The organism is Pseudomonadota bacterium (genome assembly GCA_013285445.1).
Classification (GTDB): Bacteria; Pseudomonadota; Gammaproteobacteria; order Xanthomonadales; family Wenzhouxiangellaceae; genus Wenzhouxiangella.
The window spans coordinates 1,671,253-1,698,011 of record CP053448.1 but is presented as its reverse complement, the minus strand read 5'-3'; the positions used below and the strand labels follow the sequence as shown (position 1 = coordinate 1,698,011).

Genomic DNA, 26,759 nt, shown 5'->3' with positions numbered 1-26,759 from the left:
GTTACTCTTCAGTGTTGCCGTTCAGGACAAAGCGTCGGCGAGCCTTCTCGAGGTCCTCCGGTGTATCGATGCCGGCCGGAACCGCGGTCCGGGCACGTTGGCACGCGATGGTCCAGCCGGCCTCGAGCGCCCGCAGTTGCTCGAGCGACTCCAGCTGCTCGAGACGACTGTCCGGCAGCAACGACCAGGCCCGCAGGGCGCCGACCCGATAAGCATACAGACCGATGTGGCCACGCGCATCGGATTCCGGCCAACCACTGCCGCGCAGTGCCGGAATCGGCGACCGCGAGAAGTACAGCGCACGCCCGTCTCGATCGACGACCACCTTGACCACGTTTTCATCCAGCCACTCCGATTCCCCGCCCAGCGGCCGCCACAGCGTGGCCATATCGGCCTGCCGGGAGCGCTCCAGAACGTCAGCAACCTGGCGCAGACAGGCGGCGGGCATCTCCGGCTCGTCGCCCTGCAGGTTGACCACGATCGCATCATCGGACAGCTTCAGTCGCATTACCGCTTCGCTCAGGCGATCGGTGCCACAGGCATGGTCGCTGCGCGTGTGCACGACAGAACCCCCGGCCCGCTCCACGACTTCGGCAACGGCTTTGCTGTCCGTGGCCACGCACACCGAGCGGGCATCGGCGCTGGCTGCGCGCTGCAGAACACGCACGATCAGCGGCTCACCGCCCAGGTCAAGCAACGGCTTGCGAGGCAGTCGGGTAGCGGCCAGACGGACCGGAATCAGAACATGAAAATCAGTCATCACCGTCAAATTCTCGCACATGCTTGATTACCGGGCAGGTCACTGCGGCAGGCAACCGCGCCTCGACCGGCAACAACCAGGCAGCGCCAGGGGCGACCAACCGCTCCAGTTTGACCGCATCCTTCTCGGTCACGACCAGCGGACCTTGCAGGTTCGCCAAGTCTGTGACAGTAAACCGGTGATGATCGGGAAAGGCATGGCGCCGCACCCGATAGCCCAGATACTCGAGCGAGCCGAAAAAGGACTCCGGATGGGCAATGCCGCAAACCGCATCAACCGCGTCGCCCTGACGCGGCGGGCCAGCGTCGCCAGCGCCGCCGGCACCCACGGGCTGCAGGGGGCCCGGCGCCAGTTCGAACGGGGTGCCCGGCAGGCCGTCCGCCTCGACCGATCCGGCAACCTGCTTGCGCAGCACCAGATCAACGCTTGCAAGCCGTTCCAGCGGTTGGCGCATGGGCCCGGCCGGCAGCAGCAGGCCGTTACCGAACCCGCGCGCACCGTCGATCACACAGATTTCGAAGCTTCGTGGCAACCGGCGGTGCTGCAGGCCATCATCGCTGATCACCACATCGGCACCGGCCGCGCGTGCAGCGGCCAGGGCACCGGCGCGATCACGACAGACCCAGACCGGGCAGGCCGCGCGGCGCGCCAGCAGCACCGGCTCGTCACCGACACGGGCTGGGTCGGCGTCTCCGGTCACTTCAAGCGGACCGGTACGCCTGTCTGCCCGGTAGCCGCGACTGATGATGGCCGGGCGAAACCCGCGCTCGCGAAGCGCTCCGGCCAGAGCGACCGTCACTGGGGTCTTGCCCCCGCCGCCGACCGTCAGGTTGCCAACCACGATGACCGGACACTCCGGGCGCGCCACCGGGCGGCCCAAGCGCCGTGACGCGGCGCGAGCATGTACAGCAGTCAGCAGGCGCCAGCCGATGCCCGGCCTGACCGATCCGTACCAGCGTCGCAGGAAATAGTGCTCGGCAGCGCGGCGCAAGGCGTGTCTCAGGCGCTGGCCAGTTGCAGCCGGTGCAGGTAGCGATACAGCCCGTCATCGCGTTCAAGCAGCTCCTGGTGGGATCCGCATTCCACCACGCGCGCCTGATCGAGTACGACAACCTGATCGGCCATCTGAACAGTCGCCAGCCGGTGAGCAATCACGAGCGTTGTGCGGTTGACCATCAGCGTCTCGAGCGCAGCCTGCACCGCCTGTTCGGATTCAGCATCCAGCGCCGAAGTCGCCTCATCGAGGATCAGGATCGGTGCGTCCTTGAGCAACGCCCGGGCTATGGCAATTCGCTGGCGCTGCCCGCCCGACAGCAGCGCACCGTCCTCCCCGATCGGCGTGTCCAGTCCGCGCGGCATTCGCTCGATGAACTCCATCGCGTGAGCGGCCTTGGCAGCGGCCTGAATCGCCGCTCGGGAAGCGCCCGAGAGCGAACCATAGGCGATATTGCGCGCAATTGTGTCGTTGAACAGCACAACATCCTGGCTGACCAGCGCAATCTGCCGGCGCAGCGCTTCAAGTCGAAAATCACGAATATCGATGCCGTCGATCAGGATGCGACCACGACTGGGCAGATAGAAGCGCGGCAGCAGCTTGACCAGGGTGGTTTTACCGGAGCCGGAGCGGCCGATCAAAGCGGTCACCTTGCCGGCGGGAAACCGCAGGTCAACATTTATCAGCGCGGGCTGATGCGTGTCCGGGTAGCTGAAACTGACTGCCTCGAAGCGAATCTCGCCGACCACCTGTCCGGGACTGCGGCTGCCGTTGTCCGGCTCGCCCGGGGTATCGATCATGCGGAAAATGCTCTCGGCGGCGGCCACGCCACGCTCGATGACCACATGCATCTTGGTCAGACGCTTAAGCGGGGGAATGCAGGCAGCCATGGCGCCCAGCACCGATATGAAAATCCCGGCCGTGACATCGGCGCCCATCAGCCGACTGGCGGCGATGACCAGCAGCACGATCAGGGCCAGTCCGGCGGCAATCTGCACCAGCGAGGAGGACAGCAGTTGCGTTGCGACGAGCCGCAGGTGAAGTTGTCGATTGCTTTCATTGATGCGCCGGAAACTGGCGCGCTCTTGCTGCTGTCCCCCGAAGACCTTGATGACCGGATGGCCATTGACCGCCTCTTCGGTCACGTGCGTAACGTCACCCATCGAGTCCTGGATACGTGCAGAAATCCGGCGAAAACGACGGCTGATGACCGTAACGGCCAGGGCGATGACCGGCACCAGCAGGAGCATCGCCAGCGTCAGTCGCCAGGACTGCACCAGCATCACGCCAATCAGCGCGACTATCGTCAGGACATCGCGAGAAACACCAATCAGAGCCTTGGTTGCAGCCTCGGCGACCTGCTCGGTGTTGTATGTGACACGAGAGATCATCTGGCCCGAGGACTCGCGATCGAAATGCGCTGCGGGCAGATCGAGATAGCGATCGAACAGGGCATTGCGTAGATCGGCGACCAGTCGTCGGCCGACCCACTGCATACCGAATTCGCCACCGAAGTTTCCGCCGACGCGCAGCAGCATCGAAACGAGCACCAGCACCGGCAACAGGTAGTCGAACTCGGGGTTGGGCGTGGCAATGGTATCGTCGATCAGCGGGCGCAGGAGATAGAAAAACAACCCCTGCCCGGCCGCATCCAGGGCCACGGCCAGGAGCGCCAGTCCGAACACCAGCCGATAGCGCGCCACCATGCCCAGCAGACGCCGGTAGACCTGCCTGCCGGTCAGCGGTTCGGCCGTTTTCATCGGGTCTCGTCCTCCTCCACGGCGGCGATGCTGACCCGGCTGATGCCCTCCGAGGCCGCCGCATCGAGTACCCGCACGACCAGCCGATGCGGTGCCTCGGCGTCGGCACGAACCACCAACACGGCCTGGTCATTGGCGGCAAAACGCTCGGCCAGCGCCGCACGGACCGTCGGCAGACGCGAATCAACCAGCCGCTGTTCATCGGCATACAGCTGGCCATCGGCGGTGATCATCAGCTCCACCACTTCGGGCAGGGAATCGACCTCCGCGGTGCTTGCGCGCGGCAGGTCGAGACGGATCAGTGCCTGACGCTCAAAGGTTGTCGAGACCATGAAGAAGATCAGCAACAGAAAGACCACGTCGATCAGCGAGGTCAGGTTGATCTCCGGTTCTTCCTGGTCGTCGGGTTGCAGCTTCATCGCGCCTGCGTCCTTGGTTACCGGCCGTGCGCGGCCGGCAGCGGTCGCTTGCGTTCGATGGCATGCAGCAGTTCAATGGCCTGCTGCTCCATCTGTACGACGTAACTGCGGACCAGCCCCCTGAAATAGCGGTAGAAGAAAAAGCTCGGAATGGCCACGGTCAGCCCGGCCGCAGTGGTGATCAGGGCTTCGGAGATACCGCCAGCGAGCTGGTTCGGGTCGCCAACCCCATGGATCATGATGGCACTGAAAACCTTGATCATCCCGATCACTGTCCCGAGCAGTCCAAGCAACGGCGTGATCCCGGCAATCGTGCCCAGCGTATTGAGAAAACGCTCGAGTTCGTGAACCACGTGTCGCCCGGTATCCTCAACGGCATCCTTGATGACTTCGCGGTCGCGCTGGCGATTGACCAGGGCGGCGGCCAGCACGCGCCCGAGCGCTGAACTGCGCTGCAGCTGCTGGATGTGCTGGGCGTCGAGCTCGCGTTGGGCAGCCCATTGCCGGACCCGTCCCAATACCCCGTTGGGCAGCACGCGCCGGCGCCGGAGAGCGATGAACCGCTCGACGATAATGGCCACGGCGATGATCGAGCACAGTACGATGGGCAGCATAAGCCAACCGCCGGCAATCACGATTTCAAGCATGTCTCCACACGTTTCCTGCAGCAGATCGATCTCTGTGCGCATGATACCGGGTTTGCCGACCATGAACACGGCGTCGGTGGCTGCGGCGGCAGCCGTCCCCTGCTCACGGGCATTGCCCCGCCGGACGCCAGAAGCGCCGGTTGAGCGTTGCCATTGAGCGGATCTCGGTGGACTGATCCGGTGTCAGGCGAATGCGCAATGCGCCACACTGCCCGGTGGTCAGCAGCCCCACGCCAAAATCTTCAAGCCGCTGGCGCACGGCATCGTGCGGTCGCTGGTACCGATCATGAGCCGGCACGGCTGCAAGCGCCATCACGGGCGAGAAACCGCGCAACAGCGCTGCGCTGGTGCCACGCCGGTGACCGCCGGAGGACAATACGACCACATCGACCGGCGGCCCGTCGTAGGCGCGCGCCAGGCGCGCCTCCACGGCACGATCAATGCCCCCGGTCAGCAACATCCGACCGCCGGGGCCCGAGACCAGCAGGACACAAGAGGAACCGCCCCCCAGGTCGGGCAGCCCTGCGGTCGGATGCAGAAACTCGAAGCGATAGCCCCCGGATGTCCACAACATTCCAGCCCGGCAGGGCCGGCCCACACCATCAATGGCCGAATAGACCCGGTCAGGCCGGCTCAGCGCGAGCACCGAAACCTGCCCGCCGGAATGACCACGGTGGCGATGCGAAATCACGACATGACCGAGCTGCGCGTGCCCGTATCGGGCCAACCAATCGTTCAGACGGGTCCCGATGAAATCCTGACCGGCGCCATCACCAGGACCGGTGTCGTAGAGCATCGCATGGTCGGGGGTCACCATCAGCACGGCCAGACCGTCGCCGGCATCGAGCACCCATGCGGTCAACTCATCCGACCCCACGGCTTCGGGCCGCGGCAACAGCAGCGGCAGCATCAAAGCCGCCCCAAGACTGCGTGCGGGCCAGCCCGGAGGTCCCAGCAGCCACCAGCCGCCAAAAGCCGCAGCAGCCAGTGCCAGCGGGCCACCCGCCGCAATCGACCACTGGCTCCAGGCGCGTGCATCGACCCACTCGATCCAGCCCAGCAGCAGAACCAGCCCGGTTTCGGCATCGATGAGCGCGGGCAACTCGGGCAGACCGGCCAGCAGGGTGACGATTTCAAGCAACAGGACGGGCAATACCCACAAGCCAACCAGCGGAATGGCAACCAGATTGGCCAGCAGCGCCCCCGGCACCAGCTGGCCGAACAGCCCGGCATTGAGCGGCAACAATCCAACCAGCACGACCACCTGGGCGCGCAGCAGCCCCGAAAGCCAGCCCCGCCGGCCAGGACTGCGCCAGGCAAACGACCACACCAACACCGCCACAGCGGAAAAGGACAGCCAGAAACCGGCTGAAAGGGGCGCCAGCGGGTCATACACGAGCACACCGGCCAGGGCAATCAGCAGCGCCTGCGCCGGCGCCATGGCGCGGCGCAAACCGAGGGCTGCAGCTACCGCGGCCAGCATCACGAGTGCACGCTGGGTTGGCAGAGTGAAACCGGCCAGCGCCGCATAGCCAATGGCCGCGGCGAGGCCACCGATCAGCGCCACGCGACGGCGGTCAAGCCCGGGAATCACCAGCAGCAGGGGACTGAACACAATCGCGGAAACCAGTCCGGCCACGCCGGCGACCATGCCGACGTGCAGACCGGAAATGGCCAGCAGGTGCGAGGTCCCGGTGTGGCGCAGCCGCTCGGCCAGCGCATCGTCGATTGCGCTGCGATCGGCCACACTAAGCGCCCGTTTCAGGGCCGCCGCATCGAGTCGATCGGTTTCCGCCTGGATAACGACACTCAGGCGCTGGCGCAGGCGGTCGATCCAGCCGCCACCGAAGCTCCGGTCAATCGGACCGGCCGAACCGGCCAATGTGGCCCGCGCATCAATTCGCTGCGACAGCAGATAGCGCCGGTAATCGAATCCTCCGGGATTGTCACGCCCGGTTGGCGGCAGCAGCCGCAGCGACAGGCGCCAGCGGGCACCCGGCTCAAGATGCGCGTTGGGGCGGTACCAGTCAACCTGGATGCGCCGCGGCGCCGCCGGCAGCAGCTGGCCCGGATCCGGCCGGAACAGCAGGCGCACACTCTCATCACGCGGCCGCGGCAGATCAATAATCGTGCCGGTCAGGACATGAATCTCGCCCGCACGGTCTGGCGGCCACTGCTTCTCGATCTGGAGCCTGGCACCACTGAGCACCCAGATCGCCCCCAGCACGGCCACGGCTGGCAGGCGGGTCGGCCGCCACAGCGTCGCGGCCAGAGCCAGGGCGCTCAGCAGCCCGAGCAGTGACCACTCCGGCAAGGCCGGAGACCAAACCGCCAGCAGGCAGCCGGCGGCAAACAACAGCAGAATTCGCGCGCCAGCCGACCGCCGCATACCTCAGTCGAGCGGGTGCAGCTGTCCGCCCGTCAGCTCCAGCCGCCGATCCATGCGCCCGGCCAGGCCAGGATCATGGGTGACCAGCACCAGACTGGTGCGAAACTCACGGTTGAGCTCCAGCATCAGGTCATAGACCTGGGCCGCATTGCGCTCGTCCAGGTTGCCGGTTGGCTCGTCACCCAGTATGCAGTCCGGGCGGTTGATCAGCGCGCGCGCCACGGCGGCACGCTGACGCTCACCGCCCGACAGCTCGCCGGGCTTGTGGTGCAGCCGCTCCCCGAGGCCCACGCGTTCGAGCAGGGCCATCGCCTGCTGGCGACACTCCGCCGCCGACTGGCGGTTGATCAACAGCGGCATGGCGACGTTTTCCAGCGCGCTGAATTCCGGCAGCAAATGGTGAAACTGGTAAACGAAGCCCAGATGACGATTCCGGATCCGGGCGCGCCGGCGCTCATCGGCGCGCGCCATGTCGGCCCCGCCGACGAACACGCTGCCCGAACTGGGTTGGTCAAGGCCACCGAGCAGATGCAGCAGGGTGCTCTTGCCAACGCCCGAGGCACCGAGAATTGCGACCTGCTCGCCGGGATGGATATCCAGGTCGATACTACGCAGCACCGGCAGCTCGCTGCGGCCCTGGACGAACACGCGACTGAGCGAACGCGCGGATATGATCGCCTCACTCATGGCGCAACGCCTCGACCGGTTCGGTGCGCGCCGCCCGCCAGGCCGGATAAATGGTTGACAGCAGAGACAAACCAAGCGCCAGCCCACCGAAGCGGATCACATCATCCAGGCGCAGCTCCGAGGGCAGATCGCTGATGTAATACACCTCCGCCGACAGAAAATCGATACTCAGGAACTGCTCGAGTGCGGCGACCACCGACTCGACGTTGAGCGCCAGGGTCACCCCGCCGACAATGCCCAGCGCCGTTCCGATCACCCCGATCAGCGAGCCCTGCACCATGAATATCGCCATGATTCGTCGCGGTGTCATGCCCATGGTCTTGAGGATGGCGATATCGGACTGTTTGTCGGTCACGACCATCACCAGGGTTGAAATGATGTTGAACGCGGCGACTGCCACGATCAGCGACAAAATGATGAACATCACGGTCTTTTCCGTCTGCACAGCACGAAAGAAATTGGCGTGCTGCTGGGTCCAGTCGCGAATCCGGTAAAGGCCCGGCAGACGCTCTCCCAGCTCGAGCGCAATGACGCGGGCACGCATCATGTCGTCGAACATCAGGCGAATGCCGCTGACCGCTTCATCGAGCCGAAACAGGCGCTGGGCGTCCTGGTAGTGAATCACCGCCAGCGCCGTATCGTATTCGTGCACGCCCGCCTCGAACAGGCCAGCGACGGTGAATCGCCGCACCTGTGGCACTGCGCCGGCCGGCGTGGCGCGGATCTCCGGCGCGTAGATGATGACCGAATCGCCCTGACCGACGCCGAGGCGAGCGGCCAGGCCAGCACCAATCAGCACGCGCCATTCGCCGGGCTCCAGCGCATCGAAGCTGCCAACGCGCAGCAACCGGTCGATTTCCGAGACCTGTGGTTCCAGCCGCGGATCAATGCCGCGGACCAGCGCTCCGGCGGTGCCGCGTCCGCGCAGCAGGGTTTCCTGCTCGACAAAGGGCGCGGCACCAATCACGGCTGGATGCGCGGTCACGCTGTCGAGAATGGATTGCCAGTCCTCCAGCCGCCGCTCGTAGCCCTCGATCGTGGCGTGCGAAATCATGCCGAGAATGCGTTCACGAAGCTCACGCTCGAAGCCGTTCATGACGCTGAGCACGGTGATCAGCGTGGTCACGCCCAGCGCAATACCGGCCATGGAAATCAGCGAAATGAACGAGATGAAATGGTTTCGGCGCTTGGCGCGCAGGTAGCGCAGACCCACGAACAGGCTGAGCGGCTGATACATGCGTTCAGCCCTCGCCAGCCGGCCCGGCAGTCGCCAGCCCGTCGGCAACCCGGTTGAGATCAGGCGGCAGCGGCGCGTGGAAAATGCAGTCTTCCGGCCACGGCAGCCTCAGGTAGTGCGCGTGAAGAAACAATCGATCCAGTCCTTCCGGGGCAGGCCTGCGATTGTACAACTCGTCACCGGCGATCGGTTGACCGAGATGTGCGGCATGAACACGGACCTGGTGCGTACGGCCGGTCTCGAGCACGGCCTCGACCAGGCTGTAGCCGCCAAGCCGCTGCAGCACCCGAAACTGCGTCAGCGCCGGACGGCCGTCGTCGGCCACGATCACGCGGTGCTGACCGCTCGGGTCACGCATCTTGCGCAGCGGCTGATCCACCGTCACGTGATCGTGCGCGACAGGGCCGTCGAGCGCAGCGCCAGGTAGCGCTTTTCCACGCGCCGCCCCGAAAAAGCGCGCTGCAGCTCGCGTGCCGCCCGATAGCCCCGGGCGACGACCAGCAGGCCGCTGGTGCCCCGATCCAGCCGGTGGACAAGGCGCAAGTCCGGCTCGATTTCCTCCAGCACATCCATCAGACTCCAGGACAAACCGCTGCCGCGCTGCACCGCCACACCTGCAGGCTTGTCCAGCACCAGGAATGCCTCTTCCCGGGCGATGATGCAGGCGCGAATCGCCTCAACACGGGACGGCACAATATCGGGTGAGTGCTCGTCGGCAGACTGCACCGGTGGAATTCGTACCTCGTCGCCAACGTCGAGTTTTCTCATAGGCCGGGCGCGCGCGCCGTTGACCCGCACCTGCCCGGTTCGAACCAACCGGTAGATCAGGCTGCGCGGCACGCCGCTGAGCTGCCCACTGAGAAAGTTATCGAGCCTCTGTCCCGCGCGATCGGCAGGCACGGCAACATAACGGACTCGAGCGCGAGCGCCGGCGGCGGTCATCGTCGATTTGCCATGCGATCGGCTGCCGGCGCCATGCGGCTATTCATGTTCATGTTTCGGTGATAAAATGATGCGGTCAGGGGCAGGCCACCGTTTCTGATGGATCCATGCTCGGCGATTGGTCATCAGACTGCGACGGACTGCTCGCTGCAATTCTGCCACAGATTGGTGTATTGCGGCAGTGCGAGCCGGCCACATTCGGTTGGAGCATGGCGCCCTGCCCTGCCAGGCAAGCCAGTGATTTGGTTTCTCCAGGTTTCCTGGCAGTCGCCAGGATCCCGGAAACGGTTCGCCACCGCGAACCCGAAAACTTAGCCGCAACCTTGCCCGGAAAGCAGGGTTCGACAAGATGATTTCAGCGGCCATCAGCGCGCATTACGTCAATGCCATGCGCGATGGCTTCTTAGACAAGAATGCGCTTCCGGGTCGATTGCCAGATCATCGATTCGGATCGGGTACCAGGTTCGCTTGACCTGCCTGCTGCCCTGCGATTGGCGCTGAGGATGCCGGTAATCCAGCCGGCAGTCAGCCAACCGCGGGCACCGCCCGTCCTTGCGACGGAGCACAGGGCCGGTCGTGTCGCGCAGCGCGCCAAACGGCGCGCTGCGCACCGGTGACCTGGTCGCCGTTTCCGAGCCATACGGTTCGGCCCGGGGCGCCGGAGGAATTTGCAAATGAAACGCATGCTGATCAACGCAACTCAGCCCGAAGAGTTGCGTGTGGCCATCGCCGATGGCCAGACCCTGCTTGATCTCGATATCGAGGTTCCCGCCCAGGAGCAAAAGAAGTCCAACATCTACAAAGGCCGTATCACACGCGTCGAGCCCAGTCTTGACGCCTGTTTCGTGGAGTTTGGTTCGGAACGCCACGGATTCCTGTCGCTCAAGGAAATCAGCCGGGAGTACTTCAGCGCCAAGGCGCTCGAAGCCCTGGACGCCGGCGAACGCCTGGATATCAAGGACGCCGTCCAGGCCGGTCAGGACATTATCGTCCAGGTCGACAAGGAGGAGCGCGGCACCAAGGGGGCGGCACTGACCACTTTCATCAGCCTGGCCGGTCGCTATCTTGTGCTGATGCCGAACAACCCGCGCGCCGGTGGCGTATCCCGCCAGATCACACGCGACGAGCGCAAACAGCTGCTTGACACGCTCAAGGACATTGAGATACCGGCCGGCATGGGCGCCATTATCCGCACTGCCGGAGTCGGTCGCGACCGCGAGGAGCTGCAGTGGGACCTCGATTACCTGATGCAGCTTTGGGATGCCATTCAGAAGGCCGCAACGCAGCGCAAGGCGCCGTTTCTGATCTATCAGGAGAGCAACCTGATCATTCGCGCGCTGCGCGATTACCTGCGCGACGACATTGGCGAGATTCTGATCGATGACCAGAGCGTATTCGAGGACGCGCGTGAATTCATGCAGCAGGTGATGCCGCACAACCTGCGCAAGCTCAAGGCATACAACGATGTGACGCCGCTGTTTTCGCGCTTTCAGATCGAAAGCCAGATCGAATCGGCGTTCGCGCGTGAAGTGCGCCTGCCTTCAGGCGGTGCTGTGGTGATCGACCACACCGAGGCCCTGCTGTCAATCGATATCAATTCGGCGCGGGCCACCAAAGGTGCAGACATCGAGGAGACGGCGCGCCAGACCAACCTGGAGGCAGCCGATGAAATCGCCCGCCAGCTGCGCATTCGCGATCTCGGCGGGCTGATCGTGATCGACTTCATCGACATGATGAGCAAAGAGGCGCAGCGAGAGGTCGAAAGCCGTCTGCGCGAGGCGATGCGCATGGACAAGGCACGCGTCCAGATCGGGCGCATCTCGCGCTTTGGTCTGCTCGAAATGTCCCGGCAGCGCCTGCGGCCCTCGCTTGGCGAATCGAGCTACAAGACCTGCCCCCGCTGTGATGGCTACGGCGCGATTCGATCAATTGAATCCCTGGCGCTTTCGATTCTGCGCCTGGCCGAAGAAGAGGCCATGAAGGAGCAGACCTCGCGCGTCATCGTGCAGGCCCCGATTTCGGTTGCCAACTTCCTGCTCAACGAGAAGCGAACCGCAACCGCCGACATCGAGCAGCGCAACCGGGTACCGATCATGGTCGTCGCCAACCGCTGGCTCGAGACGCCGCGCTTCGAGATCCAGCGCCTGCGCAGCAGCGAATCGGTCGAGGAGCCCAGCTATGCGCTGGCAACCGGCGACGAGCTGGAATCGCTGCCGGCCCAGACCCAGGCCGCCCCCGGCCCGGCGCCGGAACCGGCTGCAGTCGACGCCGTTCAGCGTCAGGCGCTGGCGCCTCGCTCTGCCAGACAGTCTCACGTCGGTTGGTGGTCCACGCTGATCGGAACACTGCGGCGCCTGTTCGCCGGCAGCTCTTCGGAAGCACCTGACAAGGCGCCAACCCGACAGCGAAAGCACCGCGGCAAGCGGCCCGAAAAGGCGAGCGGCGGCAACGGCAAGCGCACCGATGGCAACGATGCCGAGACCGGCAACCGCAGCCCGGGACGCGGCAAGCGAGGCGGCCGGAAGCCGACGCAGGACAGCGGCAAGGAGCAGGCGCGGAAAGCCGGCAGCCCGACCGGAAAGCCGCCGGAAGGTGAAGCCAAGAAAAAGAAGAAGAAAAAGCGGCGGCGCGGCGGCAAGAAACGGCGCAGCCGCCAGTCCGGCGAGCGTTCCGGTTCCGCCACGCAGAATGACCGCCAGCAACCCGACCGCGAGCAGGCAAGTCAGTCGGAGCCGGACCGTCCACCCGCACCCGCGACACCGTCCGACAGCAGCCAGGCCGCGCCTGACGCAGACCGGACGCGACACAGCGGCGAATCAGATGAAGCGTCCAAGCCGCGGTCGCACAAGGCAGCGACGCAACCCTCGGATGCAACAGGCGAGCAGCCACAGCACAGTGACGGCAAAGCCGAGACCGATAGTCGTTCTGCCGCTGACGGCGACCAGAACGGCGACCAGCGCGCGGGGGCGAAGGCGAAATCGCCCGAACGCGCGACATCACCTGCAACAGCGGACACCGAGCGCGAAAGGACTCCCGATTCGGAACGCGGCAAGTCCGGAAATCACAAATCCGATGAATCCGGCACAACTGCTGAGGACGAGACCGCCCGTCCGGACCGACGCGAGCGCACCGAAGCGGTACCTGAAGGCCGGGGCATCTATCGCATCGAGAAGGACGACTGACCGCTCAGGCCGGCCCGGACTGCACCAGGCCGTAGCGCAGGCCCTGGTGCAGCAGCTCCACTTCGTTGCGTACACCGACCTTGTCGTAGATCCGGTACTTGTAGGTGGACACAGTCTTGGGACTGACGTTCAGCCTTTCGGCAATCGACTGCGCCTTCATGCCCTGCATCAGCATCAGCGCCGTTTCGAGCTCGCGGCTGGTCAGTTCCTGAAACGGTGACTGCGGGGTTCCCGGCAGCAGGGAAATGGCAAGCTGCTGCGATATTTCGCTGCCGATGTAGCGCTCACCGCTGGCAACCCGGCGAACCGCCTCGATCAGCTCGCTGGCGTTGCAGGCCTTGGTCAGATAGCCGCAAGCGCCCGAGTCGAGCAGGCGTGCCGGCAGCGGCGGCTGACTATGCGCCGTCAGCACGATGACGCGAATCTCCGGCTGCGCCTTGAGAATGCGCTCCATGGTTTCAAGGCCGGACATGCCCGGCAGCCCGACATCCATCAGAATGATGTCCGGCTGCAGCTCACGGGCCATGCGGATCGCATCTTCGCCGCTGGCCGCCTCGCCGCAAAGCTGCAGTCCGTCGACACCGGCCAGAATGTTCTTCAGGCCGGTGCGCACCAGGTCATGGTCTTCGACAATGAGAATGCTGGTCACCCTCATATCCTCCCGTATTGATCATCCTCCCGATACCGGAACCCTACCGTATTCGACTCCATCAGTGAAGTCATACCGGTATCATGCGGCTGAGTCTTCATGACGCGATTGATATGAGCTCCGGATCGACTTCATCTGACCAGCCCGGTAGGCCGCCCCTGGTTGTTGCCCTGACCGGCGGCGTGGCCAGCGGCAAGACAGCGGTATCGGACCGTTTTGCCAGACTTGGCGTGCCCATCATCGATACCGATGAAATCTCCCGCGAGGTGGTCGAGCCAGGCACCCCGGGGCTGAAGCAGCTGATCGCGACCTTCGGCCCGAGGATCCTGGACGGCCAAGGTCGCCTGAACCGGCGTCTGATGCGCCAGAACGTGTTTGCCAATGCAGACCACCGCCGTCAGCTCGAGCATATCCTGCATCCGCTAATCGCCAGGCAAACACGACGACGAATCGAATCGGCGCGGGGCACGGCCTATGTTGTCGTTGTCGTGCCGCTGCTGGTTGAAAGCGAGGGATTCATCGATGCCGACCATATTGTGGTTGTCGATGTGCCCGAATCCATTCAGCTCGAGCGCCTGATGGCACGTGACGGGGCTGATCCAGATACTGCACAGGCCATGATCGATGCACAGGCTTCACGCCAGCAGCGCCTGGCTGCAGCCGACGAAGTCATCGACAACTCGGCCGGACTCGACCAGCTTGACAGCGCAGTCGACAAGCTGCACCGGCAGCTGCTGGCGCGGGCAGAGTCGCGCTAAACCGGGTTAGTCAGCGCCCTCCTGGCGCCTGGACTCGTGGGCCTCGATCAGTTCTTTCTGGATACTGCCCGGTACCGCCTCGTAATGCGAAAAAGCCATTGTGTAGCGTCCTTCACCACCCGTCAGGCTCTTGAGCTCGGTCGGGAAGTCGGTCAGCACCGATAACGGCACTGCCGCCGAGATACTGGTGAATCCACCCCTCAGGCTGTCGGTGCCCTGAATGCGCGCGCGCTTGGATGCGAGCGCACCGGTCACATCACCCATGGCCGAATCCGGCACGGTCACTTCCAGGTCGACAATCGGTTCAAGGATCTGCGGGCCGGCGTTGAGAATGGCATCGTGGAAGGCACGGCGCCCGGCGATCACGAAGGCGACTTCCTTGGAATCGACCGGGTGATGCTTGCCGTCATATACCACCGCCTCGATGTCCTGCAGCGGGTAACCGGCAATGGCCCCTTCGTCGAGCAGCTGGCGCACGCCCTTTTCGACCGCCGGGATCAGATTGGTGGGAATGACGCCACCAACCACCTCGGACCGGAAGCGGAACCCTTCACCACGCGCCAAAGGCTTGACGCGCAGATAGACTTCACCAAACTGCCCGGCACCGCCGGTCTGCTTCTTGTGACGATAGTGCCCTTCAGCCGCTCGTGTGATGGTTTCGCGATAGGCAATGCTCGGCGTCCGTGTGTTGACTGTCACGTTGTAGCGCTGTTGCATGCGTTCAAGCATGACCCGCAGATGCATCTCGCCGAGACCACGAATCACGGTTTCGTTGAGTTCCTGATGGTGTTCGACCAGGAAACACGGGTCTTCTTCGGCCAGCTTGGCCAGCGAAGTGGCCAGTTTCTGCTCGTTTCCGCGCGTGGTCGCTTCGACGGCAAGACCGAACATCGGCTGGGGAAAGTCTACCGGTTTGAGGTAGTGGTGGTCTTCCTCGTGGCAGTCGTGCAGGATCGCATCGTAGTGCACTTCGTCGACCTTGGCCAGCGCGCAGATATCACCCGGAACGGCGCGATCGACCTCGATGTGGTCCTTGCCGTGAATGCGGTAGAGATGCGATACCTTGATCGCCTTGCGGCCGTCGCCGACCAGCAGCTGGGTATCCGAGGTTATCTTGCCCTGGTAGACGCGAAAAATGCTGAGCTTGCCGGCGTAGGGATCGTTGGTAATCTTGAACACATGCGCCAGCACGTGATCATCGGCATCGGGGCTGACCTCGACCCGCTCGTTGTCCGGCCCCTTTCGAAACGGTGGTGAATTGCCCTCGGTCGGGTTGGGAAGCAGGCGGCGGCAAAACCGCAGCAGTTCGCCACAGCCAGCCCCCGTTGCCGCAGACGTGAAGCAGATCGGCACCAGGTGCCCCTGACGCAGAGCCTTCTCGAACGCCTCGTGGAGCGCGTCTGAGTCGATATCTGCGCCCTCGAGGTATTGCGCCATCAAGGTTTCGTCTACTTCCACAACCTGGTCGAGAATCTCGGTATGGGCATCGGCCACCGAAAAGATATCGGTCTCGCCGTCGCTTTTGAAAAAGCAATCGCGCACCGTGGCGTAGTTGTCGCAGGGCAGATTGACCGGCAGGCAGCCGCTGCCGAATTCCTCGCGAATATCGCGCACCAGCTGCTCGAGATCGACGCCCTCGGCATCCATCCGGTTGATCACAATGATCCGGCAGAGCTTGCGCTGGCGGGCCCGGCGCATCAGCCGGCGCGTCGACATCTCGATCCCGTTGCTTGCGTTGATCACGATCGCAGCCGTTTCAACCGCGCTCATGGCCGCCAGGGCCTGACCTCGGAAATCCGGATCACCGGGCGTGTCAATGACATTGATGTGCACGCCGTCGACATCGATCGAAGCAATGGCCGAATTCAGGGAATGCTGGTATTCCTTTTCCTGGGGGTCGAAATCGCCTACCGTACTGCCCCGTTCGACCGAGCCGGGCTCACCCAGCACTCCGGCCTTGACCAGCAGCATGTCAAGCAGCGTTGTCTTGCCGGAGCCGGCGTGCCCGAGCAGCGCCAGGTTGCGAATGTCTCCGGTTTGGTAATCGGCCATGAAAAACCCTCATCTAGTTGTTTGCTGTGCGCATCGTAATCCAGCCGTCCGGTTGCGGCAAATCGGACCCGCTGCACCGGTCGCCGGGACGGCCAGCCGCAGCCGGCCGTCTGTCCGGCTGGCTGCCAGGTCAGTCCAGGGGCAGATCCGGAATCGCGTGAGGCGGCGGATCTCCGCCTTCACCCTTGAGATAGTGGTTCATCCAGCGCATCAACCGCCGGCTGTAGTCCCAGCGGGATGCGGCCCGCTGATTGCCGTGCCCCTCACCGGGGTAAAGCACCAGGCGCACCGGCGGCGGGTCGTCCTGCAGCGTCAGGTAGCGATAGAGAATGCGCGACTGAGTCGGGTCGACGCGAGGATCAGCATCGCCGTGCAGGATGAGCAGCGGCGTCTGCGCACGCTCGACGTAGAAAATCGGACTGGCCTCGCGATACAGCGCCCAGTCCTCCCATGGCCAGGCCCGATAGTGGACGAGGTAGAGCTCACGGGGAATATCGGAGGTCCCGAGCATCGCGATCTTGTCCGACAGGCCGACGTTCATGACCGCGGCGGCAAAGCGCTCAGAGTAATAGGTCGCGCCCCAGGCTGTCGCGTAACCCCCGTATGAACCTCCCGTGATGCCGACACGTTCACCGTCGACCAGGCCACGCTCGATCAGGTGGTCGACGCCATCAACGAGGTCGTCGAATTCCTCGCGCGCGGGGCGGCCCTGAGAGCGCAGCGCAAACTCGACACCGCGCCCGGTACTGCCGCGGTAGTTCGGGAAGAACATGAAGTAGCCCTCGGCCGCGGCATGCTGAGCCGGCAGGTTGTAGCCGGTCAACCAGCCATTGCTGTAGTGGCTTTCAGGACCGCCATGCACGGCCAGGATAAGCGGGTAGCGCAACCGCTCATCGTGCTTGAGCGGCCAAACCAGCAGCCCCTCGATGCTCAACCCGTCACGCGCCGGGTAGGTGACGACCTCCTGCTTCGCCAGCTCGACCTCTTTGAGCCAGGGATTGGAGTCGGTCAAGCGTCTGGGCTCGGTGTCTTCGCCATCGGCCACATACAGCTCGCGCGGGTGCCGCGGGGTTGACGCGCCGAGCCAGAGCGAGGCGTTTCGCCCGATGCCAAGCCGGTCGACAATCAATCCCGGCCGGGACACCTGTGTCGACTCGCCGCTGCCATCCGTCCTGATGGTGCCGACCCGGGCCCGCACGCCCTCATGGCTGACAAAGGTGATCGTGTCACTGTCGCGCCAGGCAACATCGATGACATGTCCCGCCAGCTCCGGCAAAAGATGGACCCAGTCACCGCCGTCTGCCGGCGCAACCATCAAGCGCCCGGCGCGTGTGTCATGCACCGATTCGGTAGCGACGAACGCCAGCCAACGACCATCCGGGCTCCAGGCCGCGTGTCCCAGCTTGCCGGGGTTGTCGATGCGGCCGATCTCGTCGCCTGACGGGTCAATGATCCGCATGCGTTCAAACATCAACGTGTCATCGACGCGCTGCCGGGGCGTGATCCGGACCAGCACGCGATCCCCGGCCGGCGACCAGCGCACGCCCTGGACCGACCCATCCAGCTCGACCAGCCGCGACTCCCCACCAGCAAGCGAGACGATCCACAGACGCTGCGGTCGATCCTGTTCCTCGAACACCACGGCGTCGAAACCCGTTTCCCGCCGCTTGCGATCGGCCTCACCTTCCGGTTGCGCAATGACGACAGCGACGTGCGCGCTGTCGGCGCTGAAACTGTAGTCGATCACGCTGCCCTCGCCGGGAGTCTGGATCGGCCGGGCTTCTCCTCCGTCAACCGGTATGCGGTAAAGCCTGGCCACCTCGTCATCGTGCCGGCGGGAAACGAACGCAATAGCCGACTGATCCGGCACCCATTGAATGCTGCCGACGTTGACCGCGCCCGTCACGAAATCACGCGTTGCGCCGGTCTGGTCACTGACCTGCAGCGTCTGCCAGGCAGGGCCATCGTCCTCTTGCCTGAGGTCACGCGGCACGACGCGGGTCCAGGCGACCTGGCGCCCATCCGGACTGACGGCCATCTCATCGACCTGCTGCAACCGCGCGATATCGTCCAGGGTCATGCCGGCAGCCAGCGCAGCGCCGGCAGCCGCCGTGGTCAGCAAAAAGACGGTGATACGACACGACATGGCCATCATCGAATACTCCTGTGATACGCGGCACTCGAAAAGTGGCAATCCTAACCTAATCCGGCCGGCAATGAGCACGCCGGCGTTTCCGTCTTCAGACAGAATCCGATCCGACCCGACGCGACAGCAGCCGGGTTGGCTGACTCCCTGGTTCCCATGCCTGAATTCGCGCAGATTCATCAACCCGGCAACACCATGGCTGACCTTCAGGTCGGGACGCGGAACTCCGGTGATCTTCGGGTTAAACTCTGCACCATGATTCGCGTCCGCCTGTGCCTTTTGATGCTCGGACTGATCCTGGCCGCTCCAGCCGCAGCCGATCAGCCGCCCCCGCTGTATCGGATCGAAGTGATCGTTTTCACGCATGCCGACGGACAGCCTGACCGGTGGCCGGTATCGGCGCTGACTGACTTCAGCCATGCTCTGGATCCGTCCGTCCAGCCTCCAAAGGACGACATCGATGATCCGGACGCAGCACTTCAGCCCACCAGCGACCTTCAGGCAACGCTGGATCTGATCGAGACACTGGCCGAACTCGAGAGCAGCAGCGATGGCGACCTGCCAGCCGACTACCCCGAACCATGGCAGGCCGATGACGAGTTGGGTGACGCGATGGCCGCTGCCCGGCGGCGGCTCGAACAGAGTGACGCCGTTGGACAGATGATCTCGACGGCATGGTTTCAGCCGCTGTCGCGCGACGTTCAGGCGATGGCCGTGCGGCTTCACGATGATGTCATTGTTGCGGCCGAGTGGATTGGCCTGCGACCCACCGGCCAACCAGTCAGCAATGGCCGTGCGGCCAATGCCGCGACCGATCTGGCCCCCCGACTCCACTACCGTCTCGACGGCACAATACGCCTGCGCCAGCGCCAGTTTCTGCACTGCGACGTGTCGCTGCACTGGCGCGTTCCGGAGAGCTCGGGGCCACTCGAGGTCGGTGGCAAGACCGGACGATTCGAGCTGCATGCCCTGGAGCAGAGTCGTACCGTGGAACCGGAGCGCGTCGAGTACTTCGACTCGCCGTGGCTCGGCGTTCTGGTTCATGTCGAGGCATTCGAACCGCAAGGCGAGATCATTGACGCCGGACAGCCGGCCGAATCGCCAGGCACCATGGACACACAAGCCGAGGGCGGGCCACCGTGAAGCAGCGACGGGATGAATGGCTGTCCAGTGGCAAGCTGGAATCCGTTTATCAGCGCCTGGTCAATGAGGAAGACGCCCGCGTCTGCAGGGATATCGATGACAACGCCTGCCGCGTCGTGCCGGGCAATTTCCTGCTGCAGATCACGACCCAGTTTCTGACCAAGCTTGGCGACGCCATCGCCAACCCCAAGACCGTGCTGGCCTGGCTACTGACCGCGCTGTCGGCCCCCGGCATCTTCGTGGCGTTCCTGGTTCCGATCCGGGAATCGGGGTCGCTGATTCCGCAGCTGCTGATTGCGGCCTGGGTGCGCCTGCAGGCAGTCCGCAAGTGGACCTTCGTGATCGGTAGCCTGCTGCAGGCCCTGTCGGTCCTGGCAATGGCGCTGGTCGCGGTCAGCCTGACCGGCACCGCAGCCGGACTGATGCTGCTGGCAGCGCTGGTCGTGTTCAGCCTGTCGCGGGGCCTGTGCTCGGTGGCCTCGAAAGACGTTCTCGGCAAGACGGTGCCGAAAACCCGTCGTGGTCGGGTCAGCGGATGGTCGGAGTTTCTGGCCGGTCTGATCACCATCGGCGTCGGCGTGGTGCTGCTGACCGACAGTCAGCAGGGCGATACCGCCATCTATCTGATCCTGCTGGCAACGGCGGCCGGACTGTGGCTGGCCGGTGCCGGGACATACGCCATGATACGGGAGTTTCCGGGTGCCACCGAGGGCGGCGGCAACGCCATCCGCGAGGCCGTTTCCCGACTCTCGCTGCTGCGCAGCGACCAGACGTTTCGCCACTTCGTCCTGGCCCGCTCACTCCTGCTGTGTTCGGCCCTGAGCGCACCGTTTTTCATCATGCTCGCCCATCAGCGCACCGATGGCGCGGTTCTGGTGCTCGGCCTGTTTGTCATCGCCGACGGTCTGGCCAGCCTGGTCTCGGCACCCTTCTGGGGTCGCTTCGCGGACCTGTCCAGCCGCCGCGTCATGGTCCTTGCGGGCGCGGGCGCCGCCGTGTCCGGCATCGGGCTGGTGGGTCTGGTCCATGCCCACGACGGGCTGGCCGGCAGCCAGTGGCTCTACCCCGTCTTTTTCTTCCTGCTTGCTGTCGCCCATGCCGGCGTGCGGCTGGGGCGCAAGACCTATATCGTCGATCTGGCAGGGGGCAACCGGCGCACCGACTATGTCGCCGTCAGTAACACGGTCATTGGCGTGGTGCTGCTGATCGCCGGCAGCATCGGTGCGCTGACCAGCGTGCTGCCGGTTTCCGCCATCATCCTGATCCTGGCCGGAATGGGTCTGGCCGGCGCCTGGATGAGCTGGCACCTGCCGGAGGTGACCTAATGACCGCGGGTTGCGGTCAGCCCGGCGGCCACTCCATCTGCCGTCCGCCAAGCAGATGAAGGTGAATATGGTAGACCGACTGACCCCCGCCGGGATTGCAGTTGAGCACCAGTCGGTAGCCGGCCTCGTCGATCTTCGCCTCGGCCGCCAGACGGCGGGCCGTCAGCACCAACCGGCCGACCAGTTCGGCATCCGCCGGCTCGAGGTCGTTGAGCGTGGCAATGGGCCGTTTCGGAATGACCAGCAGGTGAACCGGCGCCTTCGGGTCGATATCCCGAAACGCCAGTATTTCGTCATCCTCGTAGACGATATCGGCCGGAATCTCGCGATTAATGATTTTGACAAACAGGTCGTCAGGCACGTTCAGCACTCCCCAGTTGCTTGAGAATGGCATCCAGAACCCGCTCTGCGGCGTCGGCTGCGCTGGCGATGTCCCGGGGTGAAGTGGCGGGCCATGCCGAGGTATACAGGCGGCTGAAGAACGCACCGGGATCGACTTCGATCACCCGCGGCCCGCGCCGCCCCGCCTCCTCGCTCAGGACCCGCTGCATGTGTCGCCGGCCGGCCTGGGCAATGCCATAGGCACCCCAGTTGCCCGGATGTTCCATGCAGTGATGATGATTGACGAACACGATGACCGGGGCACTGGCACGAGCCATCAGCGGGAGCAGGGCCGCAGTCAGCAGGAACGGGCCGGTCAGACCGGTCTGCAGACTGTCCATCCATTCCCCGGGCGGCTGATTGAGCAGTGGACGCAGCGCCCGAAAACTGGCGGCATTGTGCACGAGCACGTCCACCCGTCCGAACGCCTCGTCAATCGATTCAGCCAGTCTGGCGTGGTCATCGGGTCCGGCGCGGGCCAGGTCGAGCGGCATCAGGGCCGGCGGTGACTGTCCGTTGCGGCACAACTCATCATGCAGCGCGTTGAGGCCTGGCTCGTCCCGATCGAGTGCGATGCACTCGGCGGTCTCGGACAGCCGGCGAACCAGCGCACTGCCCAGTGCGCCAGCCGCACCTGTGATCAGCCACACGGCCCTGTGATCGGTTTCGTTGTCCATCGACCTCAGCAAGCACCGATTCCGTCATTCCACATCGGGGCAACATACTACAGGGGAGCTGCGATGTACGATACCATCGGTCCGATGCCTCCGGCAGGCGTGTATGGAGTCCCGCGGATGCCGTTCTACGAATACCGCTGCCGTTCCCCGAAGGGCTGCCCGCACTGTCATGAGTCCTTTACGGTGCTGCAGCGCCTGGATGACGAACCGCTGTCGAAATGTCCGCGCTGCGGCGCGGCCGTGCGGCGTCTGATCTCGCCGCCCAGCGTCGTCGGGCGTCATTCCGGTGCGCCGGATCAGTCGACGATCGAAAAGGCCGGCTTTACGCAGTATCGTCGTATCGGTCGCGGCGTTTACGAAAAATCTGCCGGCAAGGGGCCGGATATCATCAGCGACGACTGAACCGGTAAAGCGGGTCAGCGAGCCGCCCGTTGCAGCCGCCGGGCGCAGCGCCAGGCGGTCCAGACATTGCCGGCATGCCCCGGCAGGAAGCGGTGGCCGAGAATTCGGCCCGGCCGCGCCGCAAGCCGGCTGGCCAGGCGACGATCAAGCGCGTGTGCGATCAGTACGTGCCGGTGCCGCCAGGCCGCAACCGGATCAGCGCCCGGCGCGGCTGCTTCAACCCGGCGCAGCCCGTCGCCAAGCCAGTGGCGAACCAGTCCATCCCAGCCGCGGCCGACCGCACCCGAGACGACGTCCACGCGCGAAACCTGGTACTGGGCCTGAAGCTGCAGCGGAACCAGCCAGCGATGCCGGCCAGCGTCGATGGCTACATCGCGCACGCGCCGCACCAGTTCGCTGAAAGTACCGCAGGCGCGCAGGCATTCGGCCAGCGCCGGGTCGGCGCCCAGCGCACGCGCCTCCAGCACGGCCACCATGCCACCGAGCCGTCCGCAGTACTGCCAGGCCTCGTCGAGATCATTGCAGCGCGGTGGATCGATGTCGGTCACCACCGCAGCCAGCAGCGAGGCGAACTCGCCGCGAAGCATCGCGGATGCCGACGTCCGGTACCAGGCCTCGATGGCCGGGTGGGCGCTGCCCGCCTCCAGCGCCTGACTCCACCACTCCAGCTTGCGACGCGCCACCTCGGCCTCGTCGACCTCCCGGGGCACCGCCATGATCTCTGTGGCCAGCGCGCGCAGCGCAATGATCGTCTGGCGGTGGTCCGATGGCGCAAACGGCAGTGATGCAGCCAGTGGCTGCCCGGCCACCTGCAGGCGTTCACGGCACCAGTCTAGGGGCTTCATCGGTTCGGGCCAGCACGGTTCGCCAGCAGCGCCGCCAGGCCACTGGGACTCGCGGCGAAGGCATCGGCACCCCAGCTATCGGGGTCGACGGCCGGGTCGAGATAGCCCCAGCCGGCTACGATCGTGGTCACACCGGCCGCCTGTCCGGCCTCTACATCCCGCTGATCATCGCCGATGAACACCACGTCGGCCGGGTCGACCAACAACAGCCTGCAGGCCAGCCGCACCGGTTCCGGGTCCGGTTTTGGCCGTGCAACCCGGTCACCGGTCACCAGGCACGCGATGCGCTCGGTCCAGCCGGCATGGTTCAGCACCGGAGCGGCGAAACGGGTGATCTTGTTGGTGACCACCCCGATCGGAATCCCGGCACGACCCAGCGCTTCGAGCAGGTCATCGATCCCCTCGAATGGCCGGGATTCACGCCAGAGGTGCCTGGCATAGAAGTCCAGAAACGGCTGCCGCAAACGCTGCCGCTCGGTATCGCCCACATCGGGCAGGCCGGCCTCGAGCAGGCCAAGCGCTCCGCGCGAGGCGAAATGACGCAAGGCCGGCCGGCTGCAGGGCGGCCGACCGAGACGGGCAAGCACGTGGTCGAGCGCGGACAGCAGATCCGGCGCGCTATCGACCAGCGTTCCATCGAGGTCGAACAGTACCGCCTTGATCGAACCGGTCAGGCGCAAGCGCTCACTCCGGGCGCTCGGCCAGCAGGAAATAATTAACGCGGGGACGAGCGCCGATCTGCACCGTGCGCGACAGCGGGTTGTAGGACAGGCCGGCAATTTCAAGTACTCGCAGCCCGTTGCGGCGACAGGCGCCGGCCAGCTCGGCCGGCCGGATCAGCCGATCATAGCGGTGCGTGCCCCGCGGCAGCAGACGGGCCAGGTACTCGGCCCCGACAATGGCCGTGACCCAGGCCAGTGGCGAGCGGTTGATGGTACTGAACAGCAACCGGCCGCCGACCCGACACAGGCGTGCGCAAGCCGCCACCGTGCGCTCGGGATCCGGGACGTGCTCGAGCATCTCCAGGCAGCAGACCACATCGAACGACTCTGCATCGGCCGCGGCCAGCTCCTCGGCAGTGGTGTGACGATAATCAACCGACAGGCCCGATGCTGCCAGGTGTAGCCGGGCTACTGCCAGTGATTGCGAAGCCACGTCGATTCCGGTCACATGCGCACCCCGGGCAGCAAGCGCCTCGCTGAACAAGCCGCCGCCACAACCCACATCGAGCGTGCGCGCGCCTTCGAGCTTGACCCGGTCGGCCAGAAACGCCAGTCGTGGCCCGTTGATGTCGTGAAGCGTGCGCAAGTCACCTTCGGGATCCCACCAGCGTGCCGCCAGGGCATCGAACTTGCCCGCCTCGTCCGGGTCGATGTTGGCGCTTGCTGGCGGCTGTTCGGATTCGCTCATGACAGGCTCCTTTGACTGCTTCGGCTCAGCCATTCAGGCGCTGGCGCCAGTGCTCACACTGTGCCGTGAGACGCTCCAGGTCGATGGTCGTCAGGCTGCCCCCGCAGACCACCATCCGCCCGGCGACCCAGACCGACCTGACCTGGTGACGCGAGGCAGCGTAGACCAGCTGCGAGATCACATTGTGAACGGGCTGCGATTCCGGACCACTCAGGCTCACGGCCACCAGATCAGCCGCCTTGCCCTTCTCGATCGAGCCGATATCTGCATCCAAACCCAGGGCACGCGCACCGTGCAGCGTCGCCATCGACAGCGCACGCGCAGCCGGCACCGCTTCGGGATCCCCGCTGCAGCCCTTGGCCAGCAGCGCGCTCAGGCGCATTTCGGCAAACATGTCCAGCGTGTTGTTGCTGGCTGCGCCGTCAGTGCCAACCGCGACATTGACGCCGGCGGCATCCAGTGCTGCCACCGGGCACATGCCGCTGGCCAGCTTCATGTTGGACGCAGGGCAGTGCAGCACGTGGACGCCGGCGCGCGCGGTGCGCGCAATCCCGGCCTCGTCGAGCTGCGTCATGTGAACGGCCAGCAGACGCGGCCCGAAAACACCCAGGCGCTCGAGGCGGTCAATCGGTGCCTGTCCGTGCGCGGCGAGACTGGCCTCGATTTCGCCACCGGTCTCAAGCAGGTGCAGGTGAATGCCCACATCCATCTCCTCGGCCAGGTCGCGCATGCGTTCGAAGGCACGGTCACTGACCGTGTAAGGCGCGTGCGGGGCAAACAGTGTAGTCAGCAGCGGCTCGCCCTTCAGCGACTGGTGCACCTCGAGGCCGCGCCGGAAGTACGCGTCCTCGCTGTCGGCCCAGGCCGTGGGGACACTGATGACCGGCAGGCCAACCGCCGCGCGGATGCCGACCCGCCGCGCCACCGCCGCGATCACATCGGGGAAGAAGTAATTGTCGTTGAAACAGGTCGTCCCGCCGGCCAGCATTTCCGCCATGGCCAGCTCGCTGCCCGCACGAACGTAGTCCGGCCCCACGTGACGCTGCTCGGCCGGCCAGATGTGGTCTTCGAGCCAGCGCATCAGCGGCAAGTCGTCGGCCATTCCCCGCATGAGCGCCATGGCGCTGTGGGTGTGGGCATTGACCAGGCCAGGAATCAGCACCTGATCGGGTAGTTCCACAACCTGGGCCTGCGGATACTCATCGGACAGCACCGATCCGGGGATAACGGCCTGAATGCGGCCGTCTGCGATCACCACGGCATGGCGCTCGAGCACTTCACCTTCGGGCCGGACCGGTACGATCCAGCGCGGCAGCAGCGCCTTGGCCGGACCATCCATGCTCAATCCTTGACCCGCGACATGTACTCGCCGGTTCGGGTATCGACCCGGATCACATCGCCTTCCTGCACAAACAGCGGCACACGCACGCTCGCGCCGGTCTCCAGCCGGGCCGGCTTGCCGCCGCTGCCGCTGGTGTCTCCCTTGAGCCCGGGATCGGTTTCGACCACCGCCAGCTCGACGAAATTCGGCGGCACGATGGTCAATGGGGCGCCATTCCACAGGGTCACCTGACAGCGATCCTCTTCCTTGAGCCACTGACGCGCCTCACCGATGACCTGTTCGTCGGCGGCAATCTGCTCGAAACTCTCCGGATCCATGAAGTGCCAGAACTCGTCGTCACTGTAGAGGTACTGGACTTCTTTTTCGAAGATATCAGCGGCCTCGACGGTTTCGCCCGACTTGAAGGTCTTCTCGATGACCCGCCCGGACTTGAGGTTGCGCACGCGGACCCGGCTGAAAGCCTGCCCCTTTCCGGGCTTGACGAACTCGTTTTCGACGATGGTGTAGGGATCACCGTCAAGAATGATCTTCAGGCCCGACTTGAATTCATTGGTGCTGTAGGTTGCCATGTCTGCTCCGGATTACAATGACGCCCCGACCTGAACGGCCGGG

General features: G+C 64.8%; 25 protein-coding genes. 5 read left to right on the top strand and 20 right to left on the bottom strand.

Annotated elements, in window-relative coordinates:
- Position 1 precedes the first annotated feature (1 nt).
- From kdsB to HND55_07615, 10 genes are all read right to left on the bottom strand, one after another.
- On the bottom strand, positions 2-760 hold the full coding sequence (gene kdsB / locus HND55_07660; GenBank protein ID QKK02529.1) for a 3-deoxy-manno-octulosonate cytidylyltransferase: 759 nt from the start codon (positions 758-760) through the stop codon (positions 2-4).
- Entirely contained in the window at positions 753-1,751 is a 999-nt protein-coding gene (locus HND55_07655) for a tetraacyldisaccharide 4'-kinase (GenBank protein QKK02528.1), read from the bottom strand. The genes kdsB and HND55_07655 overlap by 8 nt, the downstream gene beginning before the upstream one ends.
- An 8-nt stretch (positions 1,752-1,759) precedes the next feature.
- Complete coding sequence (msbA, locus tag HND55_07650; protein QKK02527.1) at positions 1,760-3,514, bottom strand: lipid A export permease/ATP-binding protein MsbA; 1,755 nt, start codon at positions 3,512-3,514, stop codon at positions 1,760-1,762.
- A complete protein-coding gene (locus tag HND55_07645; protein QKK02526.1) occupies positions 3,511-3,933 on the bottom strand; it encodes a biopolymer transporter ExbD in 423 nt (140 codons plus the stop codon). The genes msbA and HND55_07645 overlap by 4 nt, the downstream gene beginning before the upstream one ends.
- A 17-nt stretch (positions 3,934-3,950) precedes the next feature.
- Entirely contained in the window at positions 3,951-4,580 is a 630-nt protein-coding gene (locus HND55_07640) for a MotA/TolQ/ExbB proton channel family protein (GenBank protein ID QKK04038.1), read from the bottom strand.
- 103 nt (positions 4,581-4,683) lie between these two features.
- The gene (locus tag HND55_07635) at positions 4,684-6,969 is read right to left on the bottom strand and encodes a DNA internalization-related competence protein ComEC/Rec2 (GenBank protein ID QKK02525.1); all 2,286 of its coding nucleotides are present in this window, start codon (positions 6,967-6,969) and stop codon (positions 4,684-4,686) included.
- Between the two features lie 3 nt (positions 6,970-6,972).
- A complete protein-coding gene (gene lolD, locus HND55_07630) occupies positions 6,973-7,656 on the bottom strand; it encodes a lipoprotein-releasing ABC transporter ATP-binding protein LolD (protein QKK02524.1) in 684 nt (227 codons plus the stop codon).
- Positions 7,649-8,893: a lipoprotein-releasing ABC transporter permease subunit gene (locus tag HND55_07625; GenBank protein QKK02523.1), complete on the bottom strand. Its 1,245-nt coding sequence runs from the start codon at positions 8,891-8,893 to the stop codon at positions 7,649-7,651. The genes lolD and HND55_07625 overlap by 8 nt, the downstream gene beginning before the upstream one ends.
- A gap of 4 nt (positions 8,894-8,897) precedes the next feature.
- Complete coding sequence (locus HND55_07620; GenBank protein ID QKK02522.1) at positions 8,898-9,272, bottom strand: hypothetical protein; 375 nt, start codon at positions 9,270-9,272, stop codon at positions 8,898-8,900.
- A 2-nt stretch (positions 9,273-9,274) separates the two neighbouring features.
- Positions 9,275-9,835 (bottom strand): hypothetical protein, encoded by a 561-nt coding sequence (locus HND55_07615; GenBank protein QKK02521.1) that lies wholly within the window; start codon positions 9,833-9,835, stop codon positions 9,275-9,277.
- A gap of 683 nt (positions 9,836-10,518) precedes the next feature.
- On the opposite strand from HND55_07615, the gene HND55_07610 reads away from it, so the two are divergent.
- Complete coding sequence (locus HND55_07610; protein QKK04037.1) at positions 10,519-13,017, top strand: Rne/Rng family ribonuclease; 2,499 nt, start codon at positions 10,519-10,521, stop codon at positions 13,015-13,017.
- 4 nt (positions 13,018-13,021) lie between these two features.
- Here HND55_07610 and HND55_07605 read toward each other — a convergent pair whose 3' ends face one another.
- A complete protein-coding gene (locus HND55_07605) occupies positions 13,022-13,666 on the bottom strand; it encodes a response regulator (GenBank protein ID QKK02520.1) in 645 nt (214 codons plus the stop codon).
- 113 nt (positions 13,667-13,779) lie between these two features.
- On the opposite strand from HND55_07605, the gene HND55_07600 reads away from it, so the two are divergent.
- Positions 13,780-14,424, top strand: a complete 645-nt coding sequence (locus HND55_07600; protein QKK02519.1) for a dephospho-CoA kinase — start codon at positions 13,780-13,782, stop codon at positions 14,422-14,424.
- 6 nt (positions 14,425-14,430) lie between these two features.
- Here HND55_07600 and HND55_07595 read toward each other — a convergent pair whose 3' ends face one another.
- Positions 14,431-16,476 (bottom strand): elongation factor G, encoded by a 2,046-nt coding sequence (locus tag HND55_07595; protein ID QKK02518.1) that lies wholly within the window; start codon positions 16,474-16,476, stop codon positions 14,431-14,433.
- Positions 16,477-16,606: 130 nt separating this feature from the next.
- The gene (locus HND55_07590; GenBank protein QKK02517.1) at positions 16,607-18,631 is read right to left on the bottom strand and encodes a S9 family peptidase; all 2,025 of its coding nucleotides are present in this window, start codon (positions 18,629-18,631) and stop codon (positions 16,607-16,609) included.
- Between the two features lie 246 nt (positions 18,632-18,877).
- Here HND55_07590 and HND55_07585 point away from each other — a divergent pair, with 246 nt between their 5' ends.
- The gene (locus HND55_07585) at positions 18,878-19,765 is read left to right on the top strand and encodes a hypothetical protein (protein QKK02516.1); all 888 of its coding nucleotides are present in this window, start codon (positions 18,878-18,880) and stop codon (positions 19,763-19,765) included.
- 20 nt (positions 19,766-19,785) lie between these two features.
- Positions 19,786-21,090 carry an MFS transporter gene (locus HND55_07580; protein ID QKK04036.1) on the top strand — a complete coding sequence of 435 codons (1,305 nt, stop codon included), beginning with the start codon at positions 19,786-19,788 and terminating at the stop codon, positions 21,088-21,090.
- A gap of 16 nt (positions 21,091-21,106) precedes the next feature.
- Here HND55_07580 and HND55_07575 read toward each other — a convergent pair whose 3' ends face one another.
- On the bottom strand, positions 21,107-21,484 hold the full coding sequence (locus tag HND55_07575; protein ID QKK02515.1) for a histidine triad nucleotide-binding protein: 378 nt from the start codon (positions 21,482-21,484) through the stop codon (positions 21,107-21,109).
- Positions 21,444-22,148 carry an SDR family NAD(P)-dependent oxidoreductase gene (locus tag HND55_07570; protein ID QKK02514.1) on the bottom strand — a complete coding sequence of 235 codons (705 nt, stop codon included), beginning with the start codon at positions 22,146-22,148 and terminating at the stop codon, positions 21,444-21,446. The genes HND55_07575 and HND55_07570 overlap by 41 nt, the downstream gene beginning before the upstream one ends.
- 117 nt (positions 22,149-22,265) lie before the next feature.
- Here HND55_07570 and HND55_07565 point away from each other — a divergent pair, with 117 nt between their 5' ends.
- Positions 22,266-22,550, top strand: a complete 285-nt coding sequence (locus HND55_07565; GenBank protein ID QKK02513.1) for a zinc ribbon domain-containing protein — start codon at positions 22,266-22,268, stop codon at positions 22,548-22,550.
- Between the two features lie 14 nt (positions 22,551-22,564).
- Here the strand turns inward: HND55_07565 and HND55_07560 are convergent, their stop codons facing one another.
- The 5 genes from HND55_07560 to efp are packed head-to-tail and all read right to left on the bottom strand — an operon-like array spanning position 22,565 to position 26,716.
- The gene (locus HND55_07560; protein ID QKK02512.1) at positions 22,565-23,395 is read right to left on the bottom strand and encodes a squalene/phytoene synthase family protein; all 831 of its coding nucleotides are present in this window, start codon (positions 23,393-23,395) and stop codon (positions 22,565-22,567) included.
- Positions 23,392-24,075, bottom strand: a complete 684-nt coding sequence (locus HND55_07555) for an HAD-IA family hydrolase (GenBank protein QKK02511.1) — start codon at positions 24,073-24,075, stop codon at positions 23,392-23,394. Before HND55_07555 ends, HND55_07560 begins: the two co-directional genes overlap by 4 nt.
- Before the next feature lie 4 nt (positions 24,076-24,079).
- On the bottom strand, positions 24,080-24,805 hold the full coding sequence (gene ubiG, locus HND55_07550) for a bifunctional 2-polyprenyl-6-hydroxyphenol methylase/3-demethylubiquinol 3-O-methyltransferase UbiG (GenBank protein ID QKK02510.1): 726 nt from the start codon (positions 24,803-24,805) through the stop codon (positions 24,080-24,082).
- A 25-nt stretch (positions 24,806-24,830) separates the two neighbouring features.
- Positions 24,831-26,144, bottom strand: a complete 1,314-nt coding sequence (locus HND55_07545) for a TRZ/ATZ family hydrolase (protein ID QKK02509.1) — start codon at positions 26,142-26,144, stop codon at positions 24,831-24,833.
- Between the two features lie 2 nt (positions 26,145-26,146).
- A complete protein-coding gene (efp, locus tag HND55_07540; protein ID QKK02508.1) occupies positions 26,147-26,716 on the bottom strand; it encodes an elongation factor P in 570 nt (189 codons plus the stop codon).
- Between the last annotated feature and the right edge of the window lie 43 nt (positions 26,717-26,759).

What these genes read in the sequence shown, in the direction of transcription:
- msbA (QKK02527.1), bottom strand. Translation starts at nt 3,514, where the DNA reads ATGAAAACGGCCGAACCGCTGACCGGCAGGCAGGTCTACCGGCGTCTG.
- HND55_07560 (QKK02512.1), bottom strand. Translation starts at nt 23,395, where the DNA reads ATGAAGCCCCTAGACTGGTGCCGTGAACGCCTGCAGGTGGCCGGGCAG.
- kdsB (QKK02529.1), bottom strand. Translation starts at nt 760, where the DNA reads ATGACTGATTTTCATGTTCTGATTCCGGTCCGTCTGGCCGCTACCCGA.
- HND55_07575 (QKK02515.1), bottom strand. Translation starts at nt 21,484, where the DNA reads ATGCCATTCTCAAGCAACTGGGGAGTGCTGAACGTGCCTGACGACCTG.
- lolD (QKK02524.1), bottom strand. Translation starts at nt 7,656, where the DNA reads ATGAGTGAGGCGATCATATCCGCGCGTTCGCTCAGTCGCGTGTTCGTC.
- HND55_07545 (QKK02509.1), bottom strand. Translation starts at nt 26,144, where the DNA reads ATGGATGGTCCGGCCAAGGCGCTGCTGCCGCGCTGGATCGTACCGGTC.
- HND55_07595 (QKK02518.1), bottom strand. Translation starts at nt 16,476, where the DNA reads ATGGCCGATTACCAAACCGGAGACATTCGCAACCTGGCGCTGCTCGGG.
- HND55_07610 (QKK04037.1), top strand. Translation starts at nt 10,519, where the DNA reads ATGCTGATCAACGCAACTCAGCCCGAAGAGTTGCGTGTGGCCATCGCC.
- HND55_07645 (QKK02526.1), bottom strand. Translation starts at nt 3,933, where the DNA reads ATGAAGCTGCAACCCGACGACCAGGAAGAACCGGAGATCAACCTGACC.
- efp (QKK02508.1), bottom strand. Translation starts at nt 26,716, where the DNA reads ATGGCAACCTACAGCACCAATGAATTCAAGTCGGGCCTGAAGATCATT.
- HND55_07600 (QKK02519.1), top strand. Translation starts at nt 13,780, where the DNA reads ATGAGCTCCGGATCGACTTCATCTGACCAGCCCGGTAGGCCGCCCCTG.
- HND55_07625 (QKK02523.1), bottom strand. Translation starts at nt 8,893, where the DNA reads ATGTATCAGCCGCTCAGCCTGTTCGTGGGTCTGCGCTACCTGCGCGCC.
- HND55_07615 (QKK02521.1), bottom strand. Translation starts at nt 9,835, where the DNA reads ATGACCGCCGCCGGCGCTCGCGCTCGAGTCCGTTATGTTGCCGTGCCT.
- HND55_07565 (QKK02513.1), top strand. Translation starts at nt 22,266, where the DNA reads ATGCCGTTCTACGAATACCGCTGCCGTTCCCCGAAGGGCTGCCCGCAC.
- ubiG (QKK02510.1), bottom strand. Translation starts at nt 24,805, where the DNA reads ATGAGCGAATCCGAACAGCCGCCAGCAAGCGCCAACATCGACCCGGAC.
- HND55_07640 (QKK04038.1), bottom strand. Translation starts at nt 4,580, where the DNA reads ATGCTTGAAATCGTGATTGCCGGCGGTTGGCTTATGCTGCCCATCGTA.
- HND55_07570 (QKK02514.1), bottom strand. Translation starts at nt 22,148, where the DNA reads ATGGACAACGAAACCGATCACAGGGCCGTGTGGCTGATCACAGGTGCG.
- HND55_07585 (QKK02516.1), top strand. Translation starts at nt 18,878, where the DNA reads ATGATTCGCGTCCGCCTGTGCCTTTTGATGCTCGGACTGATCCTGGCC.
- HND55_07590 (QKK02517.1), bottom strand. Translation starts at nt 18,631, where the DNA reads ATGATGGCCATGTCGTGTCGTATCACCGTCTTTTTGCTGACCACGGCG.
- HND55_07635 (QKK02525.1), bottom strand. Translation starts at nt 6,969, where the DNA reads ATGCGGCGGTCGGCTGGCGCGCGAATTCTGCTGTTGTTTGCCGCCGGC.